19 protein-coding genes are annotated in these 19776 nt (G+C 44.5%); 3 read left to right on the top strand and 16 right to left on the bottom strand.

Annotated elements, in window-relative coordinates:
- Positions 1-26: 26 nt before the first annotated feature.
- The 5 genes from OCV61_RS06310 to mtaB all read right to left on the bottom strand — a co-directional run bounded on the left by OCV61_RS06310 (position 27) and on the right by mtaB (position 4369).
- Positions 27-1937, bottom strand: a complete 1911-nt coding sequence (locus tag OCV61_RS06310; RefSeq protein WP_262582715.1) for a ribonuclease J — start codon at positions 1935-1937, stop codon at positions 27-29.
- A 71-nt stretch (positions 1938-2008) separates the two neighbouring features.
- Positions 2009-2263, bottom strand: coding sequence for a DUF1292 domain-containing protein (locus tag OCV61_RS06305; protein ID WP_158421091.1), 255 nt, complete (start codon positions 2261-2263; stop codon positions 2009-2011).
- Positions 2263-2712, bottom strand: a complete 450-nt coding sequence (ruvX, locus tag OCV61_RS06300) for a Holliday junction resolvase RuvX (protein WP_158421090.1) — start codon at positions 2710-2712, stop codon at positions 2263-2265. The genes OCV61_RS06305 and ruvX overlap by 1 nt, the downstream gene beginning before the upstream one ends.
- A 2-nt stretch (positions 2713-2714) precedes the next feature.
- The gene (locus OCV61_RS06295) at positions 2715-2987 is read right to left on the bottom strand and encodes an IreB family regulatory phosphoprotein (RefSeq protein ID WP_158421089.1); all 273 of its coding nucleotides are present in this window, start codon (positions 2985-2987) and stop codon (positions 2715-2717) included.
- Positions 2988-3049: 62 nt separating this feature from the next.
- Positions 3050-4369: a tRNA (N(6)-L-threonylcarbamoyladenosine(37)-C(2))-methylthiotransferase MtaB gene (mtaB, locus tag OCV61_RS06290; RefSeq protein ID WP_158421088.1), complete on the bottom strand. Its 1320-nt coding sequence runs from the start codon at positions 4367-4369 to the stop codon at positions 3050-3052.
- A gap of 272 nt (positions 4370-4641) precedes the next feature.
- On the opposite strand from mtaB, the gene OCV61_RS06285 reads away from it, so the two are divergent.
- A complete protein-coding gene (locus tag OCV61_RS06285; RefSeq protein WP_158421087.1) occupies positions 4642-4878 on the top strand; it encodes an HPr family phosphocarrier protein in 237 nt (78 codons plus the stop codon).
- Between the two features lie 58 nt (positions 4879-4936).
- Here the strand turns inward: OCV61_RS06285 and thiI are convergent, their stop codons facing one another.
- From thiI to hrcA, 9 genes are all read right to left on the bottom strand, one after another.
- Complete coding sequence (gene thiI / locus OCV61_RS06280) at positions 4937-6118, bottom strand: tRNA uracil 4-sulfurtransferase ThiI (protein WP_158421086.1); 1182 nt, start codon at positions 6116-6118, stop codon at positions 4937-4939.
- 11 nt (positions 6119-6129) lie between these two features.
- Positions 6130-7284, bottom strand: coding sequence for a cysteine desulfurase family protein (locus tag OCV61_RS06275; protein ID WP_158421085.1), 1155 nt, complete (start codon positions 7282-7284; stop codon positions 6130-6132).
- A gap of 1 nt (position 7285) precedes the next feature.
- Positions 7286-8032, bottom strand: coding sequence for a 16S rRNA (uracil(1498)-N(3))-methyltransferase (locus tag OCV61_RS06270; protein ID WP_158421084.1), 747 nt, complete (start codon positions 8030-8032; stop codon positions 7286-7288).
- Positions 8033-8034: 2 nt separating this feature from the next.
- Positions 8035-8988, bottom strand: a complete 954-nt coding sequence (gene prmA / locus OCV61_RS06265; RefSeq protein ID WP_158421083.1) for a 50S ribosomal protein L11 methyltransferase — start codon at positions 8986-8988, stop codon at positions 8035-8037.
- Positions 8963-9700 carry a phosphatase PAP2 family protein gene (locus OCV61_RS06260; RefSeq protein WP_158421082.1) on the bottom strand — a complete coding sequence of 246 codons (738 nt, stop codon included), beginning with the start codon at positions 9698-9700 and terminating at the stop codon, positions 8963-8965. The genes prmA and OCV61_RS06260 overlap by 26 nt, the downstream gene beginning before the upstream one ends.
- Positions 9701-9813: 113 nt before the next feature.
- Positions 9814-10989: a molecular chaperone DnaJ gene (gene dnaJ / locus OCV61_RS06255; protein ID WP_158421081.1), complete on the bottom strand. Its 1176-nt coding sequence runs from the start codon at positions 10987-10989 to the stop codon at positions 9814-9816.
- Between the two features lie 132 nt (positions 10990-11121).
- Positions 11122-13011, bottom strand: a complete 1890-nt coding sequence (dnaK, locus tag OCV61_RS06250; RefSeq protein ID WP_158421080.1) for a molecular chaperone DnaK — start codon at positions 13009-13011, stop codon at positions 11122-11124.
- 16 nt (positions 13012-13027) lie between these two features.
- Positions 13028-13684: a nucleotide exchange factor GrpE gene (grpE, locus tag OCV61_RS06245; RefSeq protein WP_173727013.1), complete on the bottom strand. Its 657-nt coding sequence runs from the start codon at positions 13682-13684 to the stop codon at positions 13028-13030.
- Positions 13685-13700: 16 nt separating this feature from the next.
- The gene (gene hrcA, locus OCV61_RS06240) at positions 13701-14741 is read right to left on the bottom strand and encodes a heat-inducible transcriptional repressor HrcA (RefSeq protein WP_158421079.1); all 1041 of its coding nucleotides are present in this window, start codon (positions 14739-14741) and stop codon (positions 13701-13703) included.
- A gap of 213 nt (positions 14742-14954) precedes the next feature.
- On the opposite strand from hrcA, the gene OCV61_RS06235 reads away from it, so the two are divergent.
- Entirely contained in the window at positions 14955-15857 is a 903-nt protein-coding gene (locus OCV61_RS06235) for a ComEC/Rec2 family competence protein (protein ID WP_158421078.1), read from the top strand.
- A gap of 58 nt (positions 15858-15915) precedes the next feature.
- On the opposite strand, the gene OCV61_RS06230 is transcribed toward OCV61_RS06235, so the two are convergent.
- Positions 15916-16098 carry a hypothetical protein gene (locus tag OCV61_RS06230; RefSeq protein ID WP_158421077.1) on the bottom strand — a complete coding sequence of 61 codons (183 nt, stop codon included), beginning with the start codon at positions 16096-16098 and terminating at the stop codon, positions 15916-15918.
- 265 nt (positions 16099-16363) lie between these two features.
- On the opposite strand from OCV61_RS06230, the gene uvrB reads away from it, so the two are divergent.
- Complete coding sequence (gene uvrB / locus OCV61_RS06225; protein ID WP_158421076.1) at positions 16364-18355, top strand: excinuclease ABC subunit UvrB; 1992 nt, start codon at positions 16364-16366, stop codon at positions 18353-18355.
- A 34-nt stretch (positions 18356-18389) separates the two neighbouring features.
- On the opposite strand, the gene larC is transcribed toward uvrB, so the two are convergent.
- Positions 18390-19709 carry a nickel pincer cofactor biosynthesis protein LarC gene (gene larC / locus OCV61_RS06220; RefSeq protein ID WP_158421075.1) on the bottom strand — a complete coding sequence of 440 codons (1320 nt, stop codon included), beginning with the start codon at positions 19707-19709 and terminating at the stop codon, positions 18390-18392.
- Between the last annotated feature and the right edge of the window lie 67 nt (positions 19710-19776).

Raw genomic sequence — 19776 nt, 5'->3', positions numbered from 1 at the left:
TTATTTCTTTTGTACCTCCCTGGAGGCTACGCCTCCATAATAATGGGCAGGATCATAGGACTTCTCTTTGTCCTCTTCCAAACATAATCGCTTAATGCATCTTTCACATTTGTCTTGATCTTGCTCCAGTCTGTGATATTCTTCTCCAGACATTCATCCAGCGCATTCTCCACTGTCTCTCTGGCATGATCCATCAAGTCCTCAGATTCCCTCACATAAACAAATCCTCTTGAAACAATATCCGGTCCTGCAAGTACTACATTGCTGTGACGCTCAAGTGTCATAACAACGATCATGATCCCGTCTTCTGCAAGATGCTGACGGTCACGGAGCACAATATTCCCTACATCACCTACACCAAGTCCATCCACAAGGATCGCACCAGTATGCACCTTGCCAGTTACTTCTGCATCCTGGCCATCCATCTCAAGCACACAGCCGGATGAAAGAATGAATATATTCTCATCAGAATATCCCAGTTCTTCTGCAACATGCTTCTGTGCAGTCAAATGGCGGTACTCACCATGTACAGGAATGGCATACTTTGGACGAACAAGGGAATAAAGAAGCTTGATCTCTTCCTGGCAGGCATGTCCGGAAACATGGGCATCCTGGAAAATAACCTTTGCCCCCTTCATAGAAAGCTCATTGATTACTTTGGATACAGCTTTCTCATTGCCAGGGATAGGGTTTGAGCTGAAAATAATCGTATCATTAGGCTTTATAGTGATCTTCTTATGGATATTGGCTGCCATACGGGAAAGTGCTGCCATAGACTCTCCCTGACTTCCAGTAGTGATAAGTGCTACCTGCTCATCCGGATAATTCTTTACCTGGTCGATCTCGATCAAGGTCTGATCCGGTACCCGAAGATATCCCAGTTCTGCAGCAGTGGTGATAACATTTACCATGCTGCGTCCTTCAACTGCCACTTTCCTGCCAAACCGGTATGCAGTATTAATAATCTGCTGTACACGATCTACGTTGGACGCAAAAGTGGCAATAATGATCCTGGAAGATTTATGCTCATTAAACAAATTGTCAAAAACATGACCCACTGTCCGCTCAGACATGGTAAATCCCGGACGCTCTGCATTGGTACTGTCGCACATCAGTGCCAGCACTCCCTTTCTGCCAATTTCGGCAAAACGCTGCAGGTCAATGGCATCTCCGAATACAGGTGTATAATCCACCTTAAAGTCTCCGGTGTGGACAACAATGCCTACCGGTGAGTAGATAGCCAGAGCTGATGCATCCTGAATACTGTGGTTTGTTTTAATAAATTCAATAGAAAAATCGCCAAGATTGATAACCTGTCCATGCTTTACTTCTTTTAATTTAGTTGTCCTGGTAAGATTGTGCTCTTTCAGCTTGTTGGCGATCAGTGCCAGGGTCAGCTTTGTGGAATAGATCGGCACATTTACATCCCGGAGTACATAAGGTAATGCCCCGATATGATCCTCATGCCCATGGGTGATCACAAATCCTTTAACCTTGGAAATATTATCCTTCAAATAAGTCACATCCGGGATCACCAGGTCGATACCCAGCATATCATCCTCAGGGAAAGCAAGACCGCAGTCCACTACTACAATGCTGTCATCATATTCAAAAGCTGTAATATTCATACCGATCTGCTCAAGTCCTCCCAGCGGGATGATCTTTAGCTTCTTACCTGTATAACCGGACTTTCTGCCTCTTTTCGCCACACCCTTTACAGGATTCTTGGGGAGCTGCCTGGATGGCTTTTCTGCCAGCTTTTCTGCCGACTTTGGTGATGGCTTTACAACTGCCTTTGCTTCTGGTTTCACAGCAGCTTTTACAGCCGGCTTGCCTGTACTTTTCGAATTCTGCCTGTTATATCCTGATTTTGATTTGTATTTATAATTATAATTTTTCTGTTTTGTATTTGTGGACTGTTTTTTGGTTCCCCACATAGCAGCCGGTGACTGCCCGCTGCTGTTCCTGTTCTCATTGTTTTCGCTTTTCAATCGCTTCGTCCTCCATTTTATGCTTCAAGGTCCACGTCATCTAACATTTGGGCAAAGACTCTGGATATAGCTTCAAGCTCCGAATCATCCTGGATCATCTCATAACATGCTTCCTGACTGTCTTTCTCAGAGATATCCTTCAAAATATAGGCATTTGCTTCATCATCCTGCGAATCAGAAACAAGGAGATAGGTGATCCCTGCAATTGTGGTCTGCTCTTCAACATAAAATTCTACGATTCCGTCCTCGGACTGAAATTTGATCTTTTCCATCAGATATTAACCTCTCTCACTGCATCTTCCCGTCCGTATGCGTCCAGGTAACTCTGCAAAATAAAAATAGCCGCCAACTCATCCAGATACTGTTTGCGGTTCTCACGCCTTACTCCTGATTCCATTAATGTACGGTTCGCTTCTACTGTAGTCAGTCTTTCGTCCCACATAACAACAGGCAGGCCTGTACGTCTCTCCAGCATTTCTTTAAACTCCAGAGATTTCAAAGCCCGCTCTCCTACTGTATTATTCATGTTCTTAGGATATCCAAGTACAATCCGTTCCACCTGGTAATCCTCCACAAGTTTCCCGATCTGGGCAAGTGTCTGGCGAAGCTTGTTCTCCTGCTTGCGCCAGATCGTACTCACACCCTGTGCTGTTATGCCTAACGGATCACTCACTGCAACTCCCACAGTCTTAGAACCGTAATCTAATCCCAGAATTCTCATAATCAGCCTTCCCAGGATCTGTTCTTAATATACTCGGTAAGAAGCTCTTCTACCAGTTCGTCACGTTCCACTTTCATGATCATGCTTCTGGCTCCCTTATGACTGGTGATATAAGTGGGATCACCAGACATAATATAACCAACGATCTGATTCACAGGATTGTATCCCTTTTCTTCCATCGCATTGTACACCAGATCCAGAATCTCCTTAACTTCCAGATCCTGGTCCGGTTTTGAACGGAAATACTGTGTACTTCCCAGATTGTTCTCTGCCATTGTCTCTCACGTCCTTAAAATTATTTCTATTTTATAATAATATAATTCTCAGTAAAATACAATCAAAACTTTCCAAGGAGCATATGTTGGTCCAAAAAGTCCTCTGCCTGAAGTGTGATAATATCATTTATGCCATACCCTTTGGATTTCTCCACTGCTACCTTTACATACTCCTTACTGTGTCCCAGATAATATTCTCTGCCATTTACCTGAATTTCTTCTTCCAGAAGCACTTCCAGCTTCTGTCCAAGAAGAGATCTTTCATATTCAGCCGCATGAATATGATGCATCTGAAGCATCTGATCACTGCGTCCTGCTTTTACTGGCTCCGGGATCTGTCCTTCCATAGCTGCTGCCTTAGTGCCCTGACGCATGGAATATTTAAAAATATGGGTTTCATAAAAATGGATGCTGTCCACAAAATTCTTTGACTGTAAAAACTCTTCTTCTGTCTCCATTGGAAAACCTACGATCACATCTGTGGTCAGCGCAGGATTGGAAAAATACTCCCGCAAAAGCTTACACTTCTGCCTGTATTCATCACTTCTGTATCTCCGGTTCATACGCTGAAGCGTTGCATCACAGCCGCTTTGTAAGGAAAGATGAAAATGGGGACAAATTTTCGGAAGGCCAGATAAAGTCTGTGCAAACTCCCTTGTTACGATCCCAGGCTCCAAGGACCCCAGGCGGATCCGTCGGATCCCGTCGATCTGGTGCACTTTCAGTATCAAAGACAGAAGGGTTTCTTTTTCTTCTTCCTGAAAATCCACACCATAGGAAGATAAATGGATCCCAGTAAGCACCACTTCCTTGTATCCTGCATCTGCCAGTGCCTGCACTTCCTTCAACACATGCTCTGCTTTCCTGCTGCGGACTCTGCCTCTTGCATAAGGAATGATACAATAGGTACAGAACTGATTGCATCCATCCTGTACTTTGATATAAGCACGCACATGCTCTGCTGTTTTCTGGATATTCAATTCTTCGTATTCTTTTGTCTGGTTGATTTTGATCACATGGGCAGCCTTTTCTCTGACTTCCTGGTATTCCTCCAGTGCCTGTACAATGTTCTTTTTCTGGTTATTTCCAAGGATCAGATCCACAGCCGGATCCTTATCCAGCTTTCCCTGATCAGTCTGCACATAACACCCGGTAGCCACTACCACTGCTTCTGGATTCATTTTTTTTGCTTTGTGAAGCATCTGTCTTGATTTACGGTCTGCAATATTGGTAACAGTGCATGTATTGATCACATAAACATCTGCCCCAGGTTCAAAAGGTACGATTTCATACCCGGCCTGTTCCAAAAGCTGCTGCATGGCCTCTACCTCATAGGCATTTACCTTGCATCCCAGGTTATGCAATGCTGCTTTTTTCTTCATATTTTCCGATTCCTACTTTCCTTTCATGAATGCTCACAGGCATTCTTACTGCAAGATGTGCATCATACAACGTATATCTTGCTTCTGCAGCGTTTTTATTTTTTATACAATTTCACTAATTCTTTCGATTTTTTTTATCTCTTTTCACCTTGACTTTTAGAATATGCACAGGTAAGATGAAATCTGTAAGATAACGTAACAATTCAGCCGGCAGCATCCTGTCAGTTACTGAACCGTTACAAATAACAATTATCCCAAGGGAGGTTATTAAAATGAAAACAGTAAAAATCTCACTTAACTCTATTGACAAGGTGAAAGCATTCGTTAATGAAATCAGCAAATTTGACTGTGACTTTGATTTAGTATCCGGCAGATATGTTATTGACGCCAAGTCAATCATGGGTATCTTCAGCCTTGACTTATCCAAGCCTATCGACCTGAACATCCACGCTGACGGATCCGCACTTGACGGTGTAATGGATATTATCCAGAAATATACTGTAGAATAATTTTCATCATCACCAGCCATCTGGGGAGGAACTGTACACAGTTCCTCTTTTTTTATTTTTATCTTATCTCAATCACCTCTGTGGTTCTTAATGCCTCATCCATCAACTCCTGGATCTTCTCAGAAAGCTTCTCCTCTGAACGGCTGATCACCTTCAGATTTGGCTTTGTTACCGGATGCTTTGCCACAAAAATGGTACAGCAATCTTCATAAGGAAGGACAGAAGTATCATATGTGCCGATCTCCCAGGCTCTTTCCACAATCTCCTGCTTGTCAAATCCAATCACAGGTCTGTATACAGGCAGTGTACACACCTCATTGGTGGCAGCAAGACTCTGCAGGGTCTGACTGGCTACCTGACCGATGCTCTCTCCTGTGATCAGTCCCAGACAATTGTCCTTCTTAGCAAAATGCTCTGCGATCCTCATCATATACCGGCGCATGATAATGGTCAGCTCATCATGTGGACACTGATCATAAATATATAATTGGATATCTGTAAAGTTTACTACATGGAGGCGGATAGGACCGCTGTATTTTGCCACCAACTTTGCCAGATCCACAACCTTCTGCTTTGCACGCTCACTGGTGTATGGCGGAGCATGGAAATAGACAGCCTCAATCTTTACTCCACGCTTTGCGATCATATATCCTGCTACCGGACTGTCAATACCGCCGGAAAGCAGAAGCATTGCCTTGCCATTGGTTCCAACCGGCATACCGCCCGGTCCCTTGATAGCCTGGGAATAAACATAGATCTTCTCACGGATCTCCACGGAAAGTGTAAGCGCAGGCTCATGTACATCCACCCTGGCCTCCGGAAAAGCATCCAGAATACTGCCGCCAAGCTTTGCACTTACCTCCATAGATGGAATAGGATAAGATTTCTTTGCCCTTCTTGTATAGACCTTAAAAGTGCCTGCATATCCCGGATGGCAGGCCTGCATATAAGAAACCACATCCTTTGCCATCTGGTCAAAGCCCTGATCTTCATAAATCACAACAGGGCAGATATATACGATGCCAAATACCCTTTTCAAAGCTGCCACTGTATCTTCATAATCATATTCTTCCGGGCAGAATACATAAATGCGTCCCTGCTCCTTAACAACACTAAAATCTCCTTCTACTGCAGAAAGGGCAATGTTCATCTGCTTTACAAGGGCATCCTCAAACAGGTATCTGTTCTTTCCCTTGATGGCAATCTCTGCATACTTGATCAAAAATGCATGATATATCATTAATTCTCCTCCTAATGCCTGGAATATCTGCGAAGTACAGGAACCACTTCCCGAAGGACTTCCAGACAGTAATCAATTTCTTCAAATGTATTTTCTTCTGAAAAGCTGAACCGAAGTGTACTCTCTTTCTGGGAGACCGGCATTCCCATGGCAGCCAAAGTACCTGCTGCTTTACGTTTATGGCTTGAGCAGGCGCTTCCTGCTGAAACATAGATTCCCCGGTCTTCCAGTGTATGAAGCAGTACTTCGCTTCTAATACCAAGAAAGCTGGCACTTAAGATCTGTGGTGCCCCTTCCCGTAATCCCATACCATTCAGGCATACATCATCCAGCTTTAAAAGCCCCTCTGCCAAGTATTCCTTCAGCTGATAAAGATGCTCCCTGTTTTCCTCCAAATGGTCATAAACCATCTGTGCAGCTACACCAAGACCTGCGATCCCCGGTACATTGTCTGTACCGGAACGCATCCCATCCTGCTGTCCGCCACCAAGGATCTGGGGCTGTATCTTTGCTTTCTCGTTGATATACAAAAAACCAACCCCCTTGGGTCCGTGCAGCTTATGACTGCTTACAGACAACAGATCAATCCCTGTCTTTTTAGGATGGATGGTATATTTTCCAAATGCCTGGATAGCATCCACATGGTACAAAGCCTTAGGGCTTTTCTCATGGACAAGTGCTCCGATCTTTTCCACAGGCATCACTGCACCCACTTCATTATTCACATACATGGTAGAAACAAGGATCGTATCCGGACGAAGTGCTTCTTCCAAGGCTTTCATATCTACCACACCTGTACGATCTACAGGAAGGACTGTAACTTCATAGCCCATTTGCGCCAGCCTTTCCATTGGCTGCCCTACTGCTGCATGCTCCACTGCTGTAGTGATCACGTGTTTTCCACTTCTTGCATTAGCCTGGGCTGCCCCAAACAAGGCAAGATTATTGCTTTCTGTCCCACCGGATGTAAAAAAGATCTCTTTTTCCTTTACTTTCAGGATCCTTGCAAGGATCTCCTTTGTATCGCGGATGTATTTTTCTGCTTCCACACCCTTCTGATGCATGGCTGAAGGGTTGCCAAAATCCTCTGTCATTGTTTTTACCACGATCTGTGCTACCTGAGGATAGCATCTGGTTGTGGCTGAATTATCAAAATATGCTTCCATCTTATCTTTCCTCCAGCTGGAACATCAGTACTGACAGGATCGCCATTCCTGCTGTCTCTGTACGCAGGATCCTGTGCCCCAGTGTGATCTGTCTTGCTCCATGTTCCATGGCAAGCTGGACCTCTTCTTTTTCAAGACCGCCTTCAGGACCAATGAATATCCCTACGCTCATCCCTGGCTTTACTTGAGACAGAATCTGTCGTGTTTCTTCCATTCCCTTAGCATTCTCATACGGAATAAGACAAAGATCCATCTGCCCGGCAAAATCCAAAGCTTCTTTGAAGGACATTACCGGCTCTACCTTTGGAACGATCATCCTTCTCGACTGCTTTGCACCACCTTCTGCGATCTGCTGCCATCTTTGCTGTTTCTTCTGGGCTTTCTTGGCATCAAGCCGTACCACACACCGTTTCATCTCTACCGGGATAATGGAATAAGCCCCAAGCTCCACTGCTTTCTGCACGATCAGATCCATCTTATCTCCTTTGGGAATCCCCTGGAAAAGATACAGCCGGGTTGGAAGTTCATAATCCGGCCTGGAAATATAATAAATCTTAAGTTCTATCTGTTCCGGTGAAAGGGATTGGATGCTGCAATAATATTCCTTTTCGCCCCCTGCACTGATCCAAAGTTCTTCACCTTCCCGCATACGGAGAACATTCCGGATATGGTTCACATCATCCCCACAGATCAGGATCTGTCCTGCAGCTTCATCTACCTGTCCAGGCTCTACAAAAAATCTCTGCATGCTTATTCCTTTCTTGCTGTCACACATACCCACTCACCCTGATGGGTGATCTCTTCCACCAAAAGACCGGCAGCTTTCACAGCCTGTACCACCGTGTCCTCTTTCACATCCAGAATCCCTGATGTTACATAATAAGCGCCCTTTTTCATATGGCTTACCACTTCTGGTGTCAGAGCAACCAATACATCTGCCAGGATATTGGCTGTTACAAGATCATACTTCTCGTAGCCTGCCTGATCCTGGATCTTCTTATCATCAATAATATTACCGATCATCATATCAAAGGCATCATCCGGGATCCCATTGGCTTCTTTATTCTCTGCGACTGCAGGAACTGCACAGGGATCCAGATCCGTGCCAACTACATGGGCTGCTCCCAGCTTCAATCCTACAATGCCAAGAATACCGCTTCCTGTTCCTACATCCAACATCTGTGTATCTTTATGGACCAGCTTTTTCAGCTGACGGATCACCAGCTGGGTCGTCTCATGCATACCAGTGCCAAAAGCAGTGCCCGGATCGATATGAAGGATCATTTTCCCTTTATCCTCTTCTTTAACCTCTTCCCAGGAAGGTACGATCAGAATATCATCTACATAAAACTGATGGAAGTATTCTTTCCAGTTATTGATCCAGTCCTTATCCTCTGTCTGGGACTGTTCAATACTGCCCTCTCCAATATCCATATAAGAGCTGACCTCATCCAGTACCTGGCGTACATTTTGCAGTACTTCTTCTGTATCCTTATCTTCTTCAAGATAAAAATTCAGGTATGCGATCCCGTCATCCTCTGGACAATCAGGCATAATATCTACAAACATCTGTGCTTTATCTTCATCTGTAAGAGGCTGCTTGTCCTGGATCTCCACACCCTGGATTCCCACATCCGCAAGAGCTGAAATGATCACATCCTCTGCCTCTGTTTTTGTCTTAATGGTAAAACGATTCCACTTCATCTAAATTTCCTTCTCCTTTCCAAATCTTGTGATTTAACACCTCAAAAAATCCCATCAGCTTCTGGTAACGCTGCTTTTTACCGTAAAATCTCCAGAATATTTCCACAAGTGCCACTCCTGCCACAGCATCCACAATATAATGCTGCTTCAATACCTGGGTGGAAACAATGATCAGTGATGCAAATACAAAGGAAAATCTCTGATACCACACAGGAATCTCCCTGGCTCCCTTAAGTCCACGATAACACATCCAGCTTACATAACAATGGATGGAAGGAAAAAGATTAGATGGATGCACACCTCCATCCATAGCATACACAATACCCAGGATCTTTTCAGAAATAGTGCCATCTGTCAGCTCCGGCCGGATATTGGTGGTAGGGATTACAAGGAATAAAATAAAGCATGTCAGATGAATGGTCAGGTCTGTAGCCACAAATCTGTAAAATGTTTTTTTACCCCTTCTTGCAGACAGAAGATATCCAATTGCCCAGAAAGGAAATGCCAGGATATAAAACCACACAAAAAATGGAACCAGAGGCACAGCCCGGTCAAATCCCATGGTAAAGTCGAAATGATGCCTGTTTGCAGTAAGAAGATCACTTCCCCAGTAGATCAGACAATTAGCTGCCAGGATAGTCAAAAGCGGGAGAACCGCCCATCTGGGTACATATTTATCAAGAAATTGTTTCCATTTTGCTTTTTCTTTCAAAGCCGACGACTCCTTTTCTATATTAGGTCTAACCCTTAATATACAATAAGACACAAAAAAAGAAAAGAGGTGAATCCCTCTTTTCTCGTATTTCTCACCATCAAACCTTTGTTTTACTCTTCAAAAGTCTCTTTTAATTTGTCCATGAAGCTTTTTTTCTTCTTTTCTGATCCATCCCCTTTGGATTCAGCAGGACGGTTGCCGCAAGCTTCATCAAATCTGCGAAGGGCTTCCTTGGCCTCTTCATTCAGGCCTGTAGGAACCTGAACCACCAGGGTAACATAATGATCACCACGTATGTTCTTATTCCGCAGGGAAGGAACTCCTTTGCCTTTCAGGCGGATCCTAGTGTCTGTCTGTGTGCCGGGCTTCACTGTATATACCACATCTCCGTCCACAGTGCTGATCTTCACATCTCCGCCCAATGCTGCCTGAGCATAAGTAATAGGAGCTGTAGAAAAAATATTCATATCCTGTCTCTGGAAAATAGGATGACGAGCCACGTTCACTTCAACAAGAAGATCTCCTCTTGGTCCTCCGTTTACTCCTGGCTCACCCTTTTCACGGATGCGGATGCTCTGTCCATTGTCAATACCTGCCGGTACGGACACCTGGATCTTCTTCCTGCTGGAAGTATAACCGGTTCCCCGACAAGCGGAACACTTTTCTTTGATGATCTTTCCAGTTCCATGGCAGTCCGGACAGGTCTGTACATTACGCACCATGCCAAACATGGACTGCTGGGTATAGACGATCTGACCTTCCCCGTTACATCTTGGACAGGTAACCGGAGATGTACCCGGTTTGGCTCCTGTGCCGTGGCAGGTAGTGCATTCATCTTTTAATGTGATCTCCAGCTCCTTATCACATCCGAAAACAGCTTCCTCAAATGTAATATTGACTCTTGCACGGAGATTGGCTCCCTTTGTAGGCCCGTTATTCGGTCTTCTCCTGCTTCCGCCTCCAAACAGATCGCCAAATATGTCCCCGAAAATATCTCCCATGTCTGAACCTGAAAAATCAAATCCACCAAAACCACCAGCACCACCGCCGCCGCCATTTTCAAAGGCTGCATGCCCGAACTGATCATACTGTTTTCTTTTCGCAGGATCACTTAGCACGCTGTAGGCTTCTGTGGCTTCTTTAAATTTTGCTTCAGCTTCTTTGTCTCCCGGGTTTACATCCGGATGATACTTCTTGGCTAACTGTCGATATGCTTTTTTCAGTGTTGCATCATCCGCATTCCTGTCAACACCAAGAACCTCGTAGTAATCTCTTTTATCAGCCATAGTCTCTTTTCCCTAATATAATTATTTAGAACCTTAACATCGGCTGCCACTTCTATTTCAAAGCAGCAGCCGTCATAACAGTCACTTTATTTATGCTGCCGTCTGTGCTATTAAAAACAGACAGCTGCTATTTTACACCTCTTTGTAGTCAGCGTCAACTACATCATCACCATATCCGGCTTCATTGCTGCCTGTAGCTCCGCCCTGGGATGCGCCTCCCATATCCGGGCCTGCTCCTGCAGCTCCACCCTGTGGATTCTGTGCCTCATACATCTTTGCAAAAAGCTTCTGAGCACTTTCCATCATCTTCTCCTGTGCAGCTTTGATATCAGCTACCTGAGAATCTGTAACTTCATCAGGATTTGTGCATTTTGCAAGGATATCTTTCAGGGCATTCAGATCAGACTCGACTGCTGCCTTATCATTGGCATCGATCTTATCTCCTGCTTCTTTCAGGGCATTCTCAACCTGGAATACCATGGAATCTGCATTGTTCTTTGTATCGATTGCTTCTTTACGTTTCTTATCCTGTGCCTCAAACTCAGCAGCTTCTTTTACTGCCTTGTCGATATCGGACTCAGACATATTAGATCCTGCTGTAATGGTAATGTGCTGCTCTTTGCCTGTACCAAGATCTTTTGCAGATACATTTACGATACCATTGGCATCAATATCAAATGTAACCTCGATCTGCGGAACACCACGACGTGCTGGCGGAATACCATCCAGACGGAACTGTCCAAGGGATTTGTTGTCTTTTGCGAACTGACGCTCACCCTGTACTACGTTAATGTCTACAGCAGTCTGATTATCTGCTGCTGTAGAGAAGATCTGGCTCTTCTTTGTAGGAATGGTTGTATTTCTCTCGATCAGTCTTGTAGCGATACCACCCATTGTCTCGATAGAAAGTGACAGCGGAGTAACATCCAGAAGAAGGATATCACCTGCGCCAGCCTCTCCTGCAAGCTTACCACCCTGTACGGAAGCACCAAGTGCAACACACTCATCCGGGTTAAGAGATTTGCTTGGCTCCTTGCCAGTCAGCTGACGAACCTTATCCTGAACAGCAGGGATACGTGTAGATCCACCAACCAGAAGTACCTGACCAAGCTCAGATGCTGTAAGACCTGCATCTGAAAGTGCACGGCGAACCGGCTCAGCAGTCTTCTCAACCAGATCATGTGTCAGTTCATCGAATTTAGCTCTTGTAAGGTTCATGTCGAAATGCTTCGGACCTTCTGCTGTAGCTGTAATGAACGGCAGGTTGATATTGGTTGTTGTTGCAGAAGAAAGCTCTTTCTTTGCTTTCTCAGCTGCTTCTTTCAGTCTCTGAAGTGCCATTTTATCGTTGCTTAAATCAACACCCTCGTTCTTCTTGAACTCGGAAAGCATATAATCTGTGATTCTCTGGTCGAAGTCATCACCACCAAGACGGTTATTACCTGCTGTGGAAAGAACCTCGATAACACCATCGCCGATCTCAATGATAGAAACATCAAATGTACCACCGCCAAGGTCATATACCATGATCTTCTGCTCTTTTTCATTATCAAGACCATAAGCAAGAGCTGCTGCTGTAGGCTCGTTGATAATACGTTTTACATCAAGACCTGCGATCTTACCTGCATCCTTGGTAGCCTGACGCTGTGCATCATTGAAATATGCTGGAACTGTGATCACAGCCTCTGTTACAGGCTCACCTAAGTATCCTTCTGCATCTTTTTTCAGCTTCTGAAGGATCATAGCGGAAATCTCTTGTGGAGAATATTTCTTGCCATCAATATTTACACGATAATCTGTACCCATCTCTCTCTTGATAGAGGAGATTGTCTTCTCTGCATTTGTTACAGCCTGACGTTTTGCAGGCTCACCTACCAGACGCTCACCTGTCTTTGTAAATGCAACAACAGACGGTGTTGTTCTGGATCCTTCTGTATTTGCAATAACGGTAGGTTTTCCACCTTCCATAACTGCTACACAACTGTTTGTAGTACCTAAATCAATACCAATAATCTTACTCATGATAATTCCCTCCTGATTAATTTGCAACTTTAACCATACTGTGTCTTACAACAAAATCTTTATAGGTATATCCCTTCTGGAATACTTCTACTACTTCATTAGCACCTGCATTTTCATCCTCTACATGCATCACTGCATTATGGAGGTTCGGATCAAACTCTTTGCCTTTGGCCTCGATCTCCTTAACACCCATCTCATCAAGAGCGGTCATCAACTGTTTGTAGATCATCTTCATGCCATCTGCAAAGGCATCTCCCTCTGGAGCCTGTGCAAGTCCTCTTTCAAAATTATCCACAACAGGCAGGATCTTTTCAACAATATCTCTTGCTCCGATCACATACATGCTGGCCTTTTCTTTTTCCGTTCTTTTACGGAAATTATCAAACTCAGCCATGTTTCTCTTTAAACGATCGGTAAGCTCTTCCACCTGCTGTTCAAATTTATCTTTTTTCTTTTTTCCGAAGAAAGAAGTCTTTGTCTTTTCTTCCGGTTTGGCATCTTTTGTTTCTGGCTCTTCTGATGCTTCAGCCTCTGGAACTTCTTTTTCCTCTTCTTTGGAAGATTCTTTCTCTGTATCCTCAGCCTCAGCTGCTGTCTCTTCTTCGCTGCCGTCAGTCACCGGAATCTCAACTGTTTCTTCTGTAGCTTCGGTTTCTTTCTTTATATCTGACACGCTGTCAACCGCCTTTCTATGTTTTCTTATTTACTGCTTCATCAAGATGAACCTTAAGCTTCTTCAAGCTGTCCACAACATTCTCATAATCCATACGCTTAGGTCCGATGATACCGATGGTTCCATGCATCCCATTGCCCAACTCATAAGAGGCAGTCACAACACTGCAATCCTTCATGGTCTGAATGGGAACCTCATCACCGATGTACACCTGAACACCTGTGCTTTCCTGATCACCCATGCTCTCACGAACCATATCTGCCAATTCCTTCTTATCCTCGAAAGTGGAGATCAGCTCGCTTGCTCTGGACTTGTCAGCCAGCTCCGGATATTTAAAAATATTGGTGGTTCCTGATGTATATACTTCCAAATCTTCCTCATCCACCTGAATGGTGGCTGCCACTGCGTCTAACACGGTAGCTACCACACCGCTGTGGGTTCCTGCCTGCTCCTTCAGTCTGGCGATCATACCAAGATTGATATCCTGGATAGGAACTCCGTTCAGGTTGGTATTCAGAAGAAGGTTTAATTTCAGAATAGTCTGGTCATCCATCTCTTCGTCCAGATCAATGATCTGATTGCGGATCACATTGCCTTCACAAACAACAACTGCGATCAGCTGGTGCTCACTGACTCGGGAAAGCTGAATGAATTTCAATCGGCTTCCGCTGTACTGTGGAACCGTGATCATAGTGGCATAATTAGTATTGGCTGCCAAAACCTTGGCAACCTTCTTTAATACTTTATCCATCTTATCCGTGTTCTCTATCATCATCTCACGGATCTCTGCGATCTCTGATTCCTTTTCCCTGGTCAGTTCATCTACATAGAGACGATAGCCTTTGTCAGATGGAATCCTTCCTGCAGATGTATGAGGCTGTACGATATATCCCATATCGGTCAGGTCTGACATCTCATTCCGGATGGTTGCTGAACTTACATTCAGATCTGGATATTTGGAAATTGTCCTGGAACCTACCGGCTCACCTGTTTCCATGTATGTTTTGATGATTGCTTTCAGTATTTTCTTTTTGCGCTCATCTAATACGTCATCCATGAATGTTTGCTCCTTTCTCCATCTGTTTCTGTTAGCACTCAACATAATGGAGTGCTAACATCTATGGTCTTAAGATACACCTGTTGTAAAAGTTTGTCAATATTTTTTACAAAATATTTGTGTGAAAATTTGGTGATGATTTTTCCTGATTGAGAAATGATTGTAAACGGCTTATAATATAGTTACTCAATATAAAAAAAGGAAAACACTACAATGGATTATAAAAAACATCTGACCTATTTTACAGGACTGGCTATCGGGCTTCTGACTCTTTTACTGGCTTTATTTCTTTCTCCTGCTGTTCCATGCTCAGCCGGCACTGCTTCTGTCACTTGGCGCGTTACCCAGTACGGCGATGACCATGCCGGAAAGCAGTCCATGTTCTATACCATCAAGGGCAGTAACGGCAAACTGATCGTAGTAGATGGTGGCTGGACAGATCAGGAGGCCTTTGTCCGTAAGACCATCCAAAGTCTGGGCAGCAAAGTTGATCTGTGGATCATCACTCACCCGCATCCGGATCATGCCGGTGCTTTTATCAAAATCTTTTCTTCTCCAGGAGATATCCAGATTCGAAAAGTGATCGCTCCTAAGATCAATGACAGTCGCTACCGTAAATTTAAACACAGCTGGGATGAATATCCTGTGTTTCAGCAGTTTATGAAATTAATGTGCGGCACCTCCAAAATCCACTGGAAAGGAGCAGGTGACAGCTTCCGTTTTTCCGGACTGAAATTTCAGTTTTTCAACGGTTACAGCAACACCCTTACCAATACCACCAAAGACATCTGCAATGGTTCCTCCCTGGTATTTAAAGTATCCGGCAGGAAAACCAGCATGCTGTTCACAGGAGATATTCTCACAAAGGTAGGCAGACGGCTGATCAGTACATATAAGAAGCAACTAAAATCCACCTTTCTGCAGGCGCCGCACCACGGCAATAATACAGGTCGTTATTCCTTCTATAAATATATCGGTGCTGATATCACTTTTGTGGATGCCCCTGCTTTTCTCCGGACTTATCCTGCAGTAGCCCGGAATCTTCAAAATATAAAAGCACTTGGCGGACAGGTATATACCTACAACAGTTCCAGGCGAAGCGTTATCATTCACTGAAAATTGCAGGAAGATTTGGGATTTCCTGTAAGATCACAAAATGACCGGTCAGATGTGTTTACACCTGCCGGTCATTTTCATAAGTTTTTTTATAAGATTTTCCACTTCTTTCAGATTCAGGGAGATTAAATCCCCTGGAATGGTATTCCCTGCTGTACCGCTGACATTTCCAAAACGCAGCTGCCTTCCTCACATAAAAGCCCATATAGCACACCGGATAGCTTAATTCCATAAATCTCAAGAGATTCATCCCTCCTTACATAGGTTTATTATCTATTTTATCTGTGGTTTTCCTTTCGACAAACGCAGTCTCTTTTGAATTTCTTTCACTCTGGTTACTTGTGATTGAAATACTGATGAAGATTGCAACCTACTCTGTAGTTGCAGTAGAAATAATCAGTATTATCCCTATACTTTCAAAAGTATTTCTGCTATAATCGGGAAACAGAGTACAGCGCAGACGGTAACGTCCACCCATAAATAGATTCTGACAAAGAGGTGTTTCCATGGATCATTTCAAATTACATTCCGAATACAAACCTACCGGCGATCAGCCGCAGGCCATTGAGGAACTGGTCAAGGGCTTCAAAGAAGGTAACCAGTTTGAAACCCTGCTGGGTGTTACCGGCTCAGGTAAGACCTTTACCATGGCCAATGTGATCACACAGCTGAATAAGCCTACCCTTGTCCTTGCCCACAATAAAACACTGGCAGCACAGCTGTATGGTGAGTTTAAGGAGTTCTTCCCTGAGAACGCAGTGGAATATTTTGTTTCCTATTATGACTATTATCAGCCGGAAGCTTATGTTCCCTCCTCTGATACGTATATTGCCAAGGATTCAGCCATCAATGATGAGATCGATAAGCTTCGTCTTTCCGCTACTGCTGCCATGTCCGAAAGGCGTGATGTGATCATTGTATCTTCTGTTTCCTGCATTTACGGTCTGGGTTCTCCTCAGGAATTCCAGGACATGATGATCTCTCTTCGGCCTGGCATGACCAAAGACCGGGATGAAGTGATCCGGGAACTGATCGATATCCAGTACACCAGGAATGAAATGGATTTTCACCGCAGTACCTTCCGGGTACGTGGAGATACTCTGGAGATCTTCCCTGCCAACTACTCTGACAGTGCGATCCGTGTAGAGTTTTTCGGCGATGAGATCGACCGGATCACAGAGATTGATGTGCTTACCGGTGAGATCAAATGTGAGGTTTCCCATGCAGGGATTTTTCCGGCTTCTCATTATGTAGTACCAATGGAACAAATCCAGCGTGCAGCCAAGGCAATCGAAGAAGAACTGGAAGAACGTGTTACTTACTTTAAAAGCGAAGACAAGCTTCTGGAAGCCCAGCGTATTTCCGAACGAACCAATTTTGATATCGAAATGATGAAAGAAACCGGCTTCTGCTCTGGCATTGAGAATTATTCCAGGCACCTGGCAGGTCTTGCTCCTGGTCAGCCCCCTTACACCCTTCTGGATTATTTCGGAGATGATTTTCTTCTGATCATAGATGAGTCCCATAAAACGGTGCCTCAGATCGGTGCCATGTATGCCGGTGATCAAAACCGTAAGCAGACCCTGGTGGATTACGGTTTCCGTCTTCCCTCTGCAAAGGACAACCGACCTTTAAGCTTTGATGAATTTGAGCAGAAGTTAGATCAGGTTCTGTTTGTATCTGCTACTCCTGGTGAATACGAAGCAGATCATGAACTTCTTCGTGCAGAACAGCTCATCCGTCCTACCGGCCTTCTGGATCCGGAAGTAGAGGTACGTCCTGTAGAAGGCCAGATCGATGACCTGATCGGAGAAGTGAATAAAGAGGTAGAAAAGAAGCATAAGATCCTGATCACAACCCTGACCAAACGGATGGCAGAGGATCTTACCCAATATATGAAGGATGTGGGGATCCGTGTACGTTACCTTCACTCGGATATTGATACACTGGAGCGTGCACAGATCATCCGGGATATGCGTCTTGATATATTCGATGTACTGATAGGTATCAACCTGCTTCGAGAAGGCCTTGACATCCCGGAGATCACTCTTGTAGCAATCCTGGATGCAGACAAGGAAGGCTTCCTCCGTTCGGAAACCTCCCTGATACAGACCATTGGCCGTGCTGCACGTAACAGTGAAGGCCATGTGATCATGTATGCAGATACCATGACCGATTCCATGCGTCAGGCCATTGATGAGACCAGACGGCGCCGTCAGTTACAGGATGCCTATAATCAGGAACATGGTATTAAGCCAACCACTATCAAAAAAGCCGTCCGTGATCTGATCGCAGTATCCAAGGCAGTAGCAGAAACAGAAGTGAAGCTTGCCAAGGATCCTGAATCAATGAACAAAAAAGAGCTTACCAAACTGATCTCCCAGGTAGAAAAACAGATGCGTGCTGCTGCAGCTGATCTTAACTTTGAACAGGCCGCACAGCTACGCGATAAGATGATCGAATTGAAAAAAAGCCTTGCCGAGCTTGAAGGGAATTAACAGCATTCCCGGCCCGGCAGGGCTCTTTTTTCTGTTACATTGTCTTTTCAGCTTCTAATTTAATCTCATGATAAAGTTCTGAAAAGCTCTTTTTATTTTTACGTGCCAGTTCTGCCACGCTATCACTTTCCGGATAGCAATAGCATTCTCCTTCCCAGGTGCAGGATTTCACTTTTGCTATCCCATAAACCGTACTCACATTCTTAATCTCCCGAATCATTTTAGAGCGGTTTACCAGGTAATATCTGATCCCTATAGCTGTGGTATGGACAAAGACCAGTTTTTCCATACTTTTCCGATCTTGTATTTTGCAAAGGATACTCAGCTTGTAGGCGGGACGATTCTTCTTCATATAAATTGGCTGATACCAGACATCCAGTGCTCCTGCCTGCAACAGCTCTTCCATAACAAAACCAAGTGTTTCTCCTGTACAGTCGTCCAGATTACTTTCCAGTACCATCACCTGATCTCTTTCTTTATCATCCGGGGCTTCTCTGGTTTCGCCAGTTTCTCCCAGACTCTCCGGATTCTTATTCTCCTCAGGTACTTGGATCCACATGGCACGAAGAATCCCTGCAATCCCGTAATCTCGCTTACCACCGCCCATACCCATTCTTTTGATGATAAACTGCTCCGGCAAAGTATCCCTGGTTCTAATCGCCGCTGCAATCGCCGCACCGGTAGGCGTTACCAGTTCTCCCTGCACATGAGTAATATGAAGTGGCAGCTGATATGCCTGAGCAATAGCTGATGTTGCAGGAACAGGAATGGGAAGAAGGCCATGCTGGCAGCGGATCTGTCCCTGTCCTTCATTTACAATCGGAATAACCACTTCCCGTACCTGAAGATCATCCAGACATATCGCAGCTGCTGCAATATCAATAATAGAATCCACTGCACCCACTTCATGAAAATGTACCTGATCCACCGGCTTTCCATGCACACTTCCTTCTGCCTCTGCCAGGATCCTGAAAATCTTAAGCGCCAGTTCCAGTGCATAAGGAGTCATATTTCCAGCCTGAAGAATCCGGGTGATCTCCTGAAGATTTCGTCCATGATGTCCGTTTTTATGGACACTGTCATGATGAACATGCTCTTCATGGCTGTGTCCGTGAAGATACTCCATATCGTGGTCATAATTATCATGCTCAAGGATCACATTAAAATCGCAAACCCTTAAACCGGATTTGGTCACATTTGAAATCTCTGCTTTCCAGCCGTCCAAAGGCAGGCTTTCCAGAGTTTTTACCAGATGCTCCGGATCAGCCCCAAGATCCAGAAGAGCTGCTACTGTCATATCTCCGCTGATTCCACTGGAACAATCCAGATAAATCATTTTTTCCTGTTTCTGCATATATAAATACTCCCTGTTTTCTCTTCGTTCGTAACTGTTATGTGTTTTTCATCGTTTTTTATCCACA

It is taken from the genome of Blautia ammoniilytica (assembly GCF_025566965.1).
Taxonomy (GTDB): Bacteria; Bacillota; Clostridia; order Lachnospirales; family Lachnospiraceae; genus Blautia_A; species Blautia_A ammoniilytica.
This window is presented reverse-complemented; position numbering and strand designations above follow the sequence as displayed.

What these genes read in the sequence shown, in the direction of transcription:
- OCV61_RS06310 (WP_262582715.1), bottom strand. Translation starts at nt 1,937, where the DNA reads ATGTGGGGAACCAAAAAACAGTCCACAAATACAAAACAGAAAAATTAT.
- OCV61_RS06305 (WP_158421091.1), bottom strand. Translation starts at nt 2,263, where the DNA reads ATGGAAAAGATCAAATTTCAGTCCGAGGACGGAATCGTAGAATTTTAT.
- ruvX (WP_158421090.1), bottom strand. Translation starts at nt 2,712, where the DNA reads ATGAGAATTCTGGGATTAGATTACGGTTCTAAGACTGTGGGAGTTGCA.
- OCV61_RS06295 (WP_158421089.1), bottom strand. Translation starts at nt 2,987, where the DNA reads ATGGCAGAGAACAATCTGGGAAGTACACAGTATTTCCGTTCAAAACCG.
- mtaB (WP_158421088.1), bottom strand. Translation starts at nt 4,369, where the DNA reads ATGAAGAAAAAAGCAGCATTGCATAACCTGGGATGCAAGGTAAATGCC.
- OCV61_RS06285 (WP_158421087.1), top strand. Translation starts at nt 4,642, where the DNA reads ATGAAAACAGTAAAAATCTCACTTAACTCTATTGACAAGGTGAAAGCA.
- thiI (WP_158421086.1), bottom strand. Translation starts at nt 6,118, where the DNA reads ATGATATATCATGCATTTTTGATCAAGTATGCAGAGATTGCCATCAAG.
- OCV61_RS06275 (WP_158421085.1), bottom strand. Translation starts at nt 7,284, where the DNA reads ATGGAAGCATATTTTGATAATTCAGCCACAACCAGATGCTATCCTCAG.
- OCV61_RS06270 (WP_158421084.1), bottom strand. Translation starts at nt 8,032, where the DNA reads ATGCAGAGATTTTTTGTAGAGCCTGGACAGGTAGATGAAGCTGCAGGA.
- prmA (WP_158421083.1), bottom strand. Translation starts at nt 8,988, where the DNA reads ATGAAGTGGAATCGTTTTACCATTAAGACAAAAACAGAGGCAGAGGAT.
- dnaJ (WP_158421081.1), bottom strand. Translation starts at nt 10,989, where the DNA reads ATGGCTGATAAAAGAGATTACTACGAGGTTCTTGGTGTTGACAGGAAT.
- dnaK (WP_158421080.1), bottom strand. Translation starts at nt 13,011, where the DNA reads ATGAGTAAGATTATTGGTATTGATTTAGGTACTACAAACAGTTGTGTA.
- hrcA (WP_158421079.1), bottom strand. Translation starts at nt 14,741, where the DNA reads ATGGATGACGTATTAGATGAGCGCAAAAAGAAAATACTGAAAGCAATC.
- OCV61_RS06235 (WP_158421078.1), top strand. Translation starts at nt 14,955, where the DNA reads ATGGATTATAAAAAACATCTGACCTATTTTACAGGACTGGCTATCGGG.
- uvrB (WP_158421076.1), top strand. Translation starts at nt 16,364, where the DNA reads ATGGATCATTTCAAATTACATTCCGAATACAAACCTACCGGCGATCAG.
- larC (WP_158421075.1), bottom strand. Translation starts at nt 19,709, where the DNA reads ATGCAGAAACAGGAAAAAATGATTTATCTGGATTGTTCCAGTGGAATC.